The sequence below is a fragment of the Microcystis sp. LEGE 08355 genome (assembly GCF_015207185.1).
Taxonomy (GTDB): domain Bacteria; phylum Cyanobacteriota; class Cyanobacteriia; order Cyanobacteriales; family Microcystaceae; genus Microcystis; species Microcystis panniformis.
The window spans coordinates 1-11,612 of sequence record NZ_JADEXI010000094.1 but is presented as its reverse complement, the minus strand read 5'-3'; the positions used below and the strand labels follow the sequence as shown (position 1 = coordinate 11,612).

The 11,612-nt window shown below is 41.5% G+C and carries 11 protein-coding genes; 6 read left to right on the top strand and 5 right to left on the bottom strand.

Annotated elements, in window-relative coordinates; genetic code table 11:
• The first annotated feature begins 531 nt into the window (after positions 1-531).
• From IQ242_RS07155 to IQ242_RS07135, 5 genes are all read left to right on the top strand, one after another.
• Positions 532-1,050, top strand: coding sequence for a phycocyanin subunit beta (locus IQ242_RS07155; RefSeq protein WP_002735500.1), 519 nt, complete (start codon positions 532-534; stop codon positions 1,048-1,050).
• A 66-nt stretch (positions 1,051-1,116) separates the two neighbouring features.
• Positions 1,117-1,605 carry a phycocyanin subunit alpha gene (cpcA, locus tag IQ242_RS07150; RefSeq protein WP_002749926.1) on the top strand — a complete coding sequence of 163 codons (489 nt, stop codon included), beginning with the start codon at positions 1,117-1,119 and terminating at the stop codon, positions 1,603-1,605.
• Between the two features lie 235 nt (positions 1,606-1,840).
• The gene (locus IQ242_RS07145; protein ID WP_002771745.1) at positions 1,841-2,719 is read left to right on the top strand and encodes a phycobilisome linker polypeptide; all 879 of its coding nucleotides are present in this window, start codon (positions 1,841-1,843) and stop codon (positions 2,717-2,719) included.
• A 137-nt stretch (positions 2,720-2,856) separates the two neighbouring features.
• Entirely contained in the window at positions 2,857-4,533 is a 1,677-nt protein-coding gene (ribBA, locus tag IQ242_RS07140; protein WP_193959490.1) for a bifunctional 3,4-dihydroxy-2-butanone-4-phosphate synthase/GTP cyclohydrolase II, read from the top strand.
• A gap of 66 nt (positions 4,534-4,599) precedes the next feature.
• A complete protein-coding gene (locus tag IQ242_RS07135; RefSeq protein WP_193959489.1) occupies positions 4,600-5,343 on the top strand; it encodes a Uma2 family endonuclease in 744 nt (247 codons plus the stop codon).
• Positions 5,344-5,400: 57 nt separating this feature from the next.
• On the opposite strand, the gene IQ242_RS07130 is transcribed toward IQ242_RS07135, so the two are convergent.
• From IQ242_RS07130 to IQ242_RS07115, 4 genes are all read right to left on the bottom strand, one after another.
• Positions 5,401-6,459, bottom strand: coding sequence for a D-alanine--D-alanine ligase family protein (locus IQ242_RS07130; RefSeq protein WP_193959488.1), 1,059 nt, complete (start codon positions 6,457-6,459; stop codon positions 5,401-5,403).
• 232 nt (positions 6,460-6,691) lie between these two features.
• Positions 6,692-7,693 carry a hypothetical protein gene (locus IQ242_RS07125; protein WP_193959487.1) on the bottom strand — a complete coding sequence of 334 codons (1,002 nt, stop codon included), beginning with the start codon at positions 7,691-7,693 and terminating at the stop codon, positions 6,692-6,694.
• 2 nt (positions 7,694-7,695) lie between these two features.
• Positions 7,696-8,295 (bottom strand): J domain-containing protein, encoded by a 600-nt coding sequence (locus IQ242_RS27040; RefSeq protein WP_193959486.1) that lies wholly within the window; start codon positions 8,293-8,295, stop codon positions 7,696-7,698.
• A 651-nt stretch (positions 8,296-8,946) separates the two neighbouring features.
• Entirely contained in the window at positions 8,947-9,951 is a 1,005-nt protein-coding gene (locus IQ242_RS07115; protein WP_193959485.1) for a helix-turn-helix domain-containing protein, read from the bottom strand.
• A gap of 340 nt (positions 9,952-10,291) precedes the next feature.
• On the opposite strand from IQ242_RS07115, the gene IQ242_RS07110 reads away from it, so the two are divergent.
• Positions 10,292-10,927, top strand: a complete 636-nt coding sequence (locus IQ242_RS07110) for a hypothetical protein (protein ID WP_185237267.1) — start codon at positions 10,292-10,294, stop codon at positions 10,925-10,927.
• Between the two features lie 175 nt (positions 10,928-11,102).
• Here the strand turns inward: IQ242_RS07110 and IQ242_RS07105 are convergent, their stop codons facing one another.
• Complete coding sequence (locus tag IQ242_RS07105) at positions 11,103-11,288, bottom strand: hypothetical protein (RefSeq protein WP_002759041.1); 186 nt, start codon at positions 11,286-11,288, stop codon at positions 11,103-11,105.
• Positions 11,289-11,612: the final 324 nt, after the last annotated feature.

Genomic DNA, 11,612 nt, shown 5'->3' with positions numbered 1-11,612 from the left:
CCCCACACCCTTCTCCCCACTCCCCCACACCCCTCTTTACAAAACTTCATCGTATTTCAGGGCTGGAAAGGGCAATCCTTGGGCAATAGGGGAAGGGAAAGCGGGAAAATATTAAAAAAAACTTAAAATTTTTATCTTGCTGCCCTTTATACCCTTAAAGCCTTGCTGTCTCTGATTTCCCGACGGTGAGAGGCTTTGAGCCATGTCAGGAATTGATGACCAACTTGATCGAGTCATTGTTAAGTGACTGTTACAAAAAGACAGCAAAAAACTTAATAATATGTAACAAACAAAGTTTCGACAGCAGTGTATAAATTTAACTTGAGGGGCCAAGATAACAGACAAAAGTTAAGCTGGATACTTGTTTAACCTCCTTAGGTGATTTATGAGAGAGCCGTGAAGTTTTTTCAGGTTTCTTAAAGTAAATCGCAACAATCACGGTCAAGGCTCGTCCAGACTCACCGTGAAATCCCTTAAGAGGGAAAATTTTAATTGCAAGCAAATCCCATTTAAATTTAGGAGATTGTCACAATGTTTGACGCATTCACCCGGGTAGTATCCCAAGCTGATGCTCGCGGCGAATATTTAAGCTCTTCCCAACTAGACGCTCTCAGCGCCATGGTTGCCGACAGCAACAAACGGATGGACTCTGTTAACCGGATCACCAGTAACGCTTCCACCATCGTTGCTAACGCCGCTCGTAGCCTGTTCGCTGAACAGCCCCAACTGATCACCCCCGGTGGTAATGCCTACACCAGCCGTCGTATGGCCGCTTGCTTACGGGACATGGAAATCATCTTGCGTTATGTTACCTACGCTACCTTCTCTGGCGACGGCAGTGTTCTCGACGATCGTTGCTTAAATGGTCTGCGCGAAACCTATGTAGCTTTAGGAGTACCAGGAGCTTCCGTAGCTGCTGGCGTAAGCAAAATGAAAGAAGCTGCTTTATCCATTGCTAACGATCGCAACGGTATCACCCCCGGCGATTGCAGTGCTTTAATGTCTGAAATTGCCAGCTACTTCGACCGCGCCGCCGCTGCTGTCGCCTAGTCCCTGGGGCTAGTCTCAATTAAACCGTAGGAAACTTATTGCAAGATTATTGGGAGATACCAAACAATGAAAACCCCCCTTACCGAAGCCGTAGCAGCCGCTGATTCTCAAGGTCGTTTCTTAAGCAGCACCGAAATCCAAACTGCTTTCGGTCGTTTTCGTCAAGCTTCTGCTGGCCTCAGCGCCGCTAAAGTGTTGACCGAAAAAGCCAGTTCTTTGATCTCTGGCGCTGCTCAAGCCGTGTACAACAAGTACCCCTACACCACCCAAATGCAAGGGGCTAACTTTGCGGCGGATCAACGCGGTAAAGACAAATGCGCTCGTGACATCGGTTACTACCTCCGCATGGTGACCTACTGCTTAGTTGCTGGTGGAACCGGTCCGATGGACGAGTACCTCATCGCTGGTATCGACGAAATCAACCGCACCTTCGACCTGTCTCCTAGCTGGTACATCGAAGCTCTCAAATATATCAAAGCCAACCATGGTTTAAGTGGCGACCCTGCGGTAGAAGCCAACTCCTATATCGACTACGCTATCAACGCTCTCAGCTAGTCCAATCGAAAAAACTGCTGGTCTGGAAAGACAGGAGGTTGTTAGCAAAAGGGTTAGCAATCACCTGTTCTTCCAGACCTTGTTATATCCATAACTAGCTTGATGGCGGCCGAAAGACTGGAATTTGAACCCGACCGAGCCAGAAATCAACCGTCAAGGCGGCCAGGTAATCGAACTGATCCTCCCCTAGTTTTGAGCGGTCAGAAAATGATCATTTTTTTGTAGGAGAACTTTAGTGGCAATTACTACCTCAGCTTCTCGTTTAGGGACAACCGCTTTTAGCGAGGTTGCTCCCGTGGAATTACGTCCCGATTGGTCCCGTGATGACGCACAGGCAGTTATTCGCGCTGTCTATCGTCAGGTGCTAGGCAATGACTATATCATGCGTTCCGAGCGCCTTACCAGTGCCGAATCCTTACTCTGCAACGGTTCGATCACCGTGCGGGAATTCGTCCGCGCCGTGGCCAAATCGGAACTGTATAAGAACAAATTCTTCTACGGTAACTTCCAAACCCGCGTCATCGAACTTAATATCAAACATCTTTTAGGTCGCGCTCCCTACGATGAGTCGGAAGTGGTCTATCACCTCGATCTCTATGAAAACAAAGGATTCGAGGCCGATATCGACTCCTACATCGATTCCGCCGAATATACCGAAAACTTCGGCGATAGCATCGTTCCCTACTATCGTGGTTTCGCCACCCAACCCGGTCAAAAAACCGTGGGATTTACCCGGATGTTCCAACTCTATCGCGGTTATGCCAACAGCGATCGCTCTCAGATTGCCGGCAAAACCTCCCGTTTAGCGGTGGAATTAGCTCAAAACGGCGCTTCGGCAGTGGTCGGTCCCTCCGGTGGCAGCGATGGTTGGGCCTATCGTCCCTCTGCTCAACGCAACACCCCCAGTAAAGCTCTTGGTGGTAGTGTGGCCTATGGTGATGTGGGTAAGCTCTATCGCGTGGAAATTGCCGCCATCAGCAAACCGGGTTATCCCCGTGTCCGTCGCAGTAGCAAAGCGGTTATCGTCCCCTTTGAACAGTTAAATAACACCCTGCAACAGATCAACCGTCTCGGTGGCAAAGTTGCCAGCATCACCCCCGCTAGTTTGAACTAATTTTCTAGCTTAAGATAACTAAAAGTCTCCCGGGCAGCCGTCAGGTTCACCGGGAGACTTCTTTCTAGGGAACTTGTAGAAATTGACCCTCAGCAGATCGAGCAAACCTGTAGAATGAAAATAATTCCCTCGTTTTAATGCCTGTGACTGTCACTTCGATCGCTTTTGACTCTATCGATACTGCCTTAGCGGAAATCAAAGCCGGACGTGCCATTGTCGTAGTTGATGATGAGAATCGCGAAAATGAAGGAGATATAATCTGTGCGGCCCAATTTGCCACCCCCGATCTGATTAACTTCATGGCAGTGCAAGCTCGCGGTTTAATCTGTCTGGCAATGACGGGAGAGCGTCTTGATGCTCTCGAATTACCGTTGATGGTGACAAAAAACACCGATAGCAATCAAACCGCTTTTACTGTTAGCATCGATGCCGCTCCCCATTTAGGGGTTAAAACTGGCATTTCAGCAGAAGATCGGGCGAAAACAGTGCAAGTTGCCATTAATCCAGTCACTCGTCCCGACGATCTCACCCGTCCCGGTCATGTCTTCCCGATTCGTGCTAAGGCCGGTGGAGTCTTAAAACGCGCCGGTCATACGGAGGCAGCCGTGGATCTGGCTCGATTAGCTGGGTTGTATCCGGCGGGAGTTATCTGTGAGATCCAAAATCCCGACGGTTCCATGGCCCGTTTACCGCAACTATTTGAATACGCTCGTCAACATAATCTCAAGTTAATTAGCATTGCCGATCTGATCAGTTATCGCTTAAAACATGATCGCTTTGTCCATCGGGAAACGGTCTGTAATTTTCCTAGTCAATTCGGCACTTTTCAGCTTTATGCCTACCGAAATTTATTAGATCAAACCGAACACATCGCTATTGTGAAAGGTGATCCTGCTCTCTTTGGCGATCAACCTGTAATGGTACGAATGCACTCAGAATGTCTGACTGGGGATGCTTTGGGATCCTTGCGTTGCGATTGTCGGCAACAGTTACAAAGTGCCTTAAAAATGATTGAAAACAACGGTTTAGGGGTGGTGGTTTACCTGCGACAGGAAGGCCGGGGAATTGGTTTAATTAATAAGCTAAAAGCCTATTCTTTACAGGATATGGGACTAGATACGGTGGAAGCCAACGAAAGGTTAGGATTTCCCGCCGATTTGCGCGATTATGGCATGGGAGCGCAAATGCTCAACGATTTGGGAGTGAGAAATATTCGTTTAATTACCAATAATCCCCGTAAAATTGCCGGATTAAAAGGCTATGGTTTGGAAATAGTCGAGCGAGTACCTTTACTGATCGAGGCTAATGATTATAATTCCAATTATCTGGCCACAAAAGCGGAAAAGTTAGGACATCTATTCTTACAAACCTATCTAGTCACCATCGCTCTCAGTTGGGAGGAAAATCCGCCGTCAATTTCGCAAAGATATCATCAATTAGAGAAATTACGGCAGTTAAGTCGCGCTAATCAATTATCTCTCCAAGAAGAAACCCGACCGGTAGCCAATGCCCTTTTTGATCGCGCCCCTTTGATCGTACATTTAGGTTTAGATATTCGTCAGGGTGTCAGCAGTAATTGGTATAAAAATCCTTCCCATCCTTACCTTTTGGTTATTGACAAAATATTAAATGACGTTAAAGATTGGTCGGAAATTGAACGCTTAGAATTTTTAATTTCCGACGGAGACGATTCGATGACGGGATTACAAATGAAACTCGATCGTCAAAAAATGTCCGATGAAGATTTCTCACAATTACCAGAATTAGCTACCCAAATTATCTACAGTTTTACTCGTGATTCAGCAAAAAATTAGTTTTCTATGACCAGAAAAGAGCGTAACAGTTATAATTAAACAAAGCTAGTATAACGGGGAAAAACTATGACAACTCTCGACATTTTACCGGAAGTTACCTGTCCCCCCACCGATTTATGGAGTGATGAACCACCCTTGGAAAGTGATTTACACCTGCAACAGATCATAATTCTTCTCAGTTGTCTAGAATTATTATGGCAAGAGAAAAACGATTACTATGCTTCCGGTAATCTGACTATCTACTATAACGAAGAACAACTGAAAAAACGTGATTTTTGTGGTCCTGATTTTTTTGTGGTTTTAGATACAGAAAAACGTCCCCGCAAAAGTTGGGTAGTTTGGGGAGAAGGGGGTAAATATCCCAATGTAATCGTGGAGATTCTTTCCGATTCTACGGCCAATATTGACCGCACTAAAAAGAAAATTCTCTATCAAAATACCTTTCGCACTCCTAATTATTTTTGGTTCGATCCTAATACCTTAGAACTGCAAGGATTTAGACTAATTGCGGGACAATATCAGGCTATTCCTGCTAATGAAAACGGCTATTTATGGAGTGAACAGTTAGAACTATATTTAGGCATATTTGAGAGGAAATTACGTTATTTTACCGCCGATGGTCAATTGGTTCCCACTCCCCAAGAAGCTGAATTAGAGCAAAGACAAGCAAAGGAACAGATTCTTTTAGAAAGGGAACAGGAACGAGAAGCGAAGGAACAGGCTATCCTCGAAAAAGAACAAGCTATCTTGGAGAAGGAAAAATTAGCCCAAAAATTACGAGAATTGGGCATTGATCCTGAAACTATCTGATTGATCAATATCTCTAGTTTAAGTAATTGCTATCCTAGAAATGGTAGTAATTTAACCTTATTTTTCCTGTCTTTCTAAGGCTAATTGTACCAACTTATCGACCAATTTATCAAACTCTAAACCGGTGGCTTTCCAGAGTTGGGGATACATACTAAAATTAGTAAACCCCGGCAGAGTATTAATTTCATTGATCAACACTTCCCCAGTCTTCTCCACATAGAAAAAATCCACCCGCGACAATCCCGCAGCATCCACAGCTTTAAATGCTTCTACAGCCATTTCTCGCACTTGATTAGCAATTTTATCAGGAATATTAGCGGGAATCACCATACTCGATCGCCCGTCAGTATATTTAGTTTCGTAGTCATAAAAATCACTATCAAAAGTAATTTCTCCCACCAAAGAAGCTTGGGGATTATCATTACCTAAAACCGCACATTCGATCTCCCTTGCGGTTACTCCTGCTTCAACAATAATCCGTCGATCATAACTAGCGGCACTATCTAAAGCAGCCTCTAATTCTTGCCGGTTGCGTGCTTTACTAATACCCACCGAAGAACCTAAATTAGCCGGTTTAATAAAACAAGGATAACCTATTTCCTCGGCGATTTGATCGCACAACTGGGGAAAAATACAGGGATTTGACCACACTTGCGAGCGGGTTATGGCCTTATACTTAACTTGGGGTAATCCAGCGGCTGCAAAAGCAGTTTTCATGGCAATTTTATCCATTCCCAAGCATGAACCCAGGACCCCACTACCCACAAAAGCAACCCGCATGAGAGTGAGTAATCCTTGTAAAGTGCCATCTTCCCCATTCGGTCCGTGGAGAATTGGAAACCAAACCTCCATTTCCCTCACTTCCGGGGGAAATTGCCAGATATTGACTTTTATATCACTCTCAATAGCTAGGGGTTGCCCAGAGGTTAAAATTTGTCTAGCAGTTGCTACCGAATGCCAACAGCCATTTTTATCGATATAGAAGGGGATAACGGCGTATTTGTCAAGATTTTCGGGATAATTAAAAGCTTGCAGGATCGATCGAGCCGAATTGATAGATACCTCGTGTTCTCCCGATCGACCACCAAACAACAATCCTACCTTGACCTTATCCATATTATCCTCTCTAGACCCAGCTAGATCCTAAATTAGAGTTCAACTATCATATATACTATGGGCGGAGTTGACAATAGTTGCAATTGATTTAGATGCGGCTGTTCCTCATCAGATAGGAGTTTTGGCAAAACCTCAAGATAAATTAATTATCGCTCATGATGAGATGTGGTCGTTCTTTCCCTAAAAAAATCGATAATCACCTTGGAGCTATTCACACCCCCAAATTGAATGATTATTTAGCTAATTTTTCCAGTTTTTTCTTAGTTTTCTGAAGTTTTAAGGCTAAATTACCCTCATGTTCGGGATAGTAAACGTGTAAGAATTCGATAAAATCCTCGATTGTACAAGGTTGATGAAATCCCCCTAAATTACCGTGGAATTCTTGGTGAATTTCTTCTTTAATAGTCACCAAATTCAGATCTAATGTCGCTAGATGGGGATATTTTTGGACAGAGTAAAGATGATGGACAGCGAGATTAAATTTTACATCTTTATCCGGTTTTTGCCCTGTCACCTGACAAGTGTTTTTATCTCTAGTTTTAGCTCGTTTTTTAGCCTTTTCAATCTCGATTTTTTGTTTGGTATCGTCATCTAGATTTTCCTGAATTTCTTTAAAGGCAAGAGGAAACTCCATTGCAATCGTTTTACACATTTCTTGGCGCGATTTATTCGTCAAAGTTTCACTCATGGATTTAGAAATCATCACTATTCCACTTTCAGAGAACCAAAACTCTCTTTTTTCATCTTCGTAAAAATCTACTCCTAATTCTAGAGGTTTATCAGTTCTTTGCTGAAGATGATTCACGGTTTTATTTAGCTTGGTTCCATTAGTTTCTAAAATTCGCCGTAAACTCTGTTTATGAATCATAGCCACTCCTTGATAAACTTTAATTTCGCCAGACTCAGTGAGTTCAGCAAAAATTAATTTTCGTGCCAAAGAGCGACGGATTTTTTGATCGTGCTTAGTAAAAAATTCTTTAAATCTGTAGAAAATTCCTCGCTTTTCATTCTTCTCGATATAGGAAGCAATTTTAAAAGCACCTTTAGGGGAAAAGTTACGGAGTTTCTTCTCCTTATTGACAAATTGATAATCGTCACCCTCAACTAAATCCCAATCATCATTAGGATCAGCATCAAAAAAGCTAACGATTTCATCCAATCTCTTATGAGAAATGGAAAGCCATTGAATTAGTTCAGCTTCTCTGATAGTAAAAATTTCTTTTTTGCGAGGCATAATTATTTTATCTCCGTGGTGATAGATTTATACATCACAGTCAAACGATCAAAGATCTGAGAGTTTCCTGTTTCTTGGTTATCAGGATGATAGATTTTAGAAAGACGATAATAAGCATTTTTAATGTCTTCCTTGCTGGCAGTGTTTGGATCAAGATCGAAAACACGATAGGGACGAAAATATTTAAAAATATTGATACCGTTGATACAATCTTTCCCCTGTTCGTAATCTTCTTCGGGAAGAATACCGATATATTTCCTGTAGATAACCTCCCAACTTTCTCGCTGAGATAAATTGATGTTATCAAAGGCTCTAGTAGCCATTTGAAACATACTCGATTTTTTTAATTCTGTGGTATTGCTAACCTCAAAATAGGCATAAACTGCCTGTTTAAGTTGCGTTAGAGTTAAAGGTTTAACTTTTTTAACTGTAGTGGTCGCTGTAGTTTTTGATTTAGTTAACGATGGTTTGGGAGACTTTTTACGGTGGTTTTTGATGACAAAATCGGCAAAATCTTCGAGAATACGACTTTCGATCGAGTATTGCTCACAGATATGACTAATCTGCTCTAAAATGAGCGAGTTAAGAGGATTAGTGGTCATAATTTCCCTAAGAAGCTGCAAAAAATAAGCCTTTCCTATCAAGATGAAGTGTAGGCTAATTTGGTATGAACGACCGACGACTGACTCCCGAAAACTTCCTATCTTAAATTAATGCCACTGCTGTGGCCACTTTGTCAAGTGGTTAATCATAAAAAAAATTGCTGGCATATTATAGATTTAAGTCAATAAATGAGCAGCCGTGGCTCTTCTAGGTTCTGTGTGATCAGTTTAACTTACTATAGAAGAGATCAATCTTTGTGTGTTCTGTGTCTGGAGTGGTTCCTTCCACTCCCTCGCCAGCAGAACTGTATCTTAGAATACATTTTACCCACCAAACCGAAGAGAGCCGCAGCCGTTTAGCTAGGCAGTCATTCTAAAGATAAGATTCCCAAGAGCGATGGTAAAGTTGAGACTAGAATTGAGGAGACAGTCGGGAAATTTTTACCTAATCAAGAAAAGATGGCTCTCTGAGTCTTTGGGTGAAAAATGTTCACCACGTCACATTATGGACGGAAGCTTTCATTGGTGTCAACTTAAGCAAGAAGCTTAATTATTAAGAGTAGCTGATCATTCAAGAAAGAGGAAGTAAAAAATCGTAAAATAAGGCGGATAAATCTAAAAATAATTTTCATTCCTACCCCTACTATTTCTTTAGGTTTCAGAGGGAAAGTAACCAAACAGTTTTTTATAATCAGAGGCTAGATATCCTCGGTGAAAAAAACCTAATTCTTCAGCAATTTCATAAATTAATTTTGTCTGATTATTTTGGTTAAGAGATTGATGTAAAGCATTAAGACGAAGCAATTTAAAATAATTGTAAGGAGACATTTGATAGAAGTCTTTAAATATATATTCTAAGGTGCGTTGACTTACTTCCAAGTCTTGACAAATCGCTGGGATAGTAAGATCAGAACGCAGATTTTTTCTCATCATTTCTTCTGCTTTTTTGAGGATATAGGTGCGTCTGATAGTGTTTTTAGGGGTTTTAATATCTTTGGTTACTACTAAAGTCAAAAGAAAATCTTTGACAATTTCTTCTTTTAATTTTTGCCTGACAAAATTCAATCTTAATGCTTTTTTTGGCCCAGATATTTGTTGCCAATCTAAATTAAATAGCATTTGATAAAGTTGATGACAAGATTGTTGGAGATAACGAATTTTTTCCGATGGGCAAATCACAATAGAAGAAGCGGAAGAATTTAATAACTTTTTCGCTTCTGGTAACTCTAAACTTTGGCACAATTGTTGCAGATAATTATCATGAACGTAAAGCTGAAAACGATTAGAAAAAGGATGTTGAAAAACGGAAATTTCTGATTTAGGGGGGATAATCCCAAGATAGTTATTTTCTAATGGATACAAATTTTGGAAGAAGACAGAATTCACCTGAACAGGAATCGCAAAAACCCACATTTTAGAATGGGTTACTCCCGCAACATTCGTTAAACAATTACGTTGCGATAATTCTAACATCACTTCATCGATGATGATCCTTGAAAGATACCCTTCAAAATGATCACCACTGAGTTGTAAAGCATCTGCGTTGAGAAATTCTCGATTCTGAAAATAGAGAGAAAAGTCACAAAAATATTCACTTTTAAAGGTTAATTCCTGAGAATTAATTAAAATATTGGTTTTATTGTCAAAAATAAACACCTATATATAACTCCTTAGTTATTGAGTAAAATTAAACTTTTTTTGCCCATCAATTTAAAAACTTGCGTTTTTCGGATCATCTTAGCATAGAGGACTGAGTAGTATGAGTTAAAGCAGAGTTGGTTTGTTAATTTTGTCCATCAGTGTAATTCCAGCTAAATCGGCTCTTCTCGTTCCTGTGTGGGAGTAAGAAGAATAGGGATAATTTTCCAGAAATATAGTCTTCAAAGCCTTGCCTAGCAAGACTCCTACGAATGATAAGCACTGATTATCACACCAAGTCGAGAAGAGCCGCTAAATCTCTCAGTTTTTTCCGTTATCAATTACTAAGGAGATTTCGATGGCTAAACAATATATGCCACTTGAAGATTGCTCTGGGTCTGCGGTATTGGGTGGAGAAATTCCGCAATTACGTCCCCCAGCATTTTCTGATCACCCACAATATACCACATTTAGCTATACCTATCATCCAGGGGGATCAGAAATTTCCGAAGCTGTTGCCCCTAATATTAGCACTCGTTTCTATGCCATCGAAGCAACTATTGATTTCTCCAAAGCTAAAGGGGACTTACAAGGTGTTCTGATGGCGCAGGGTGGATATTTTGGTGGACATAGTTTCTACATCTATCAGGGAAAACTATGTTATGTCTATAACTGGTTAGGACAACAACAGAGGATCACCTGTGATCTTCCTCGTCTTAGTAGCGAGGTGACACTCAAAGTTGAATTTGCCAAACCAAAGATAATCGCCCCTTCCGATGAAAAGTTGGGTGACAGCACAATAGATAATATGAAACTGTATATTAATAACATCGAACAAAATGTCGATATTATAAGAACTTTATCAAATCATACTCCTAACTTCCTAACTCAATATAAACACGAGATTCCTTACGAGTTTCAAGGTGCGAAGCTGCAAAGAATTATCGTTACCATTACCGATGATATTATACTAAATCCCTTGAGTAAAGGCTAGTTATGAGGAGAGGCAAAAGGCAACCCCCCCGACGTCGGGGGGTTGATTCATAGTAGGGTTGATTCATGAATCAACCCTACCTTGATCCCCCCTTAATCCTAGGGCGTTGACAATCCCCGCACTAAAGCGACGGGGATTCTTGGTTCAAAGAGATTACTTGCGTAAAATCGGTCAACTAGAAATGACGGGAAACGATTTTTTCGATGGTTGCTTGGGTATCCTGCAGCAGTTTCTCGCGACTATCGCTAGTATTAGTCAGACTAGGCACGAGATTACGAGCTTGTAAAGCCATGTGAAGCTGTAGTTGAGCTACATACTCGCGGATATCTTCACGGGTTTCCGATTGGTTAGGATGAAACATAGAGAAACTGGAAAGGTCTGTCTAGCTGATGGTGTCTTGTCGATAACTCCTATACAAGTTATCACGAGAGCTTAGGTTCCAGTCAAGGGTCGGCCGCAACTCTACACATTTCTCAACACAACTTATCTCTCTTTCATCAATCTAAGAGAGTTAAAATGAGAAGAAAAGCCTGAAACCGAGACAGAGACTATGGTTAAGCCTAGACCCGCCCAACGGTCAAATCTGTAGATATTTACTGTGAATTGTCCAAAAACTTATTTGGAAAAGCGAGATGCGCCTTTTAAGCATCTCCACATCAGCTTAATAAGCGAGCTTAATAGAAGT

Excerpts from the sequence above, each read along its gene's own strand:
- IQ242_RS07130 (WP_193959488.1), bottom strand. The coding sequence starts at position 6,459 with ATGGATAAGGTCAAGGTAGGATTGTTGTTTGGTGGTCGATCGGGAGAA.
- cpcA (WP_002749926.1), top strand. The coding sequence starts at position 1,117 with ATGAAAACCCCCCTTACCGAAGCCGTAGCAGCCGCTGATTCTCAAGGT.
- IQ242_RS07135 (WP_193959489.1), top strand. The coding sequence starts at position 4,600 with ATGACAACTCTCGACATTTTACCGGAAGTTACCTGTCCCCCCACCGAT.
- IQ242_RS07110 (WP_185237267.1), top strand. The coding sequence starts at position 10,292 with ATGGCTAAACAATATATGCCACTTGAAGATTGCTCTGGGTCTGCGGTA.
- ribBA (WP_193959490.1), top strand. The coding sequence starts at position 2,857 with ATGCCTGTGACTGTCACTTCGATCGCTTTTGACTCTATCGATACTGCC.
- IQ242_RS27040 (WP_193959486.1), bottom strand. The coding sequence starts at position 8,295 with ATGACCACTAATCCTCTTAACTCGCTCATTTTAGAGCAGATTAGTCAT.
- IQ242_RS07105 (WP_002759041.1), bottom strand. The coding sequence starts at position 11,288 with ATGTTTCATCCTAACCAATCGGAAACCCGTGAAGATATCCGCGAGTAT.
- IQ242_RS07155 (WP_002735500.1), top strand. The coding sequence starts at position 532 with ATGTTTGACGCATTCACCCGGGTAGTATCCCAAGCTGATGCTCGCGGC.
- IQ242_RS07125 (WP_193959487.1), bottom strand. The coding sequence starts at position 7,693 with ATGCCTCGCAAAAAAGAAATTTTTACTATCAGAGAAGCTGAACTAATT.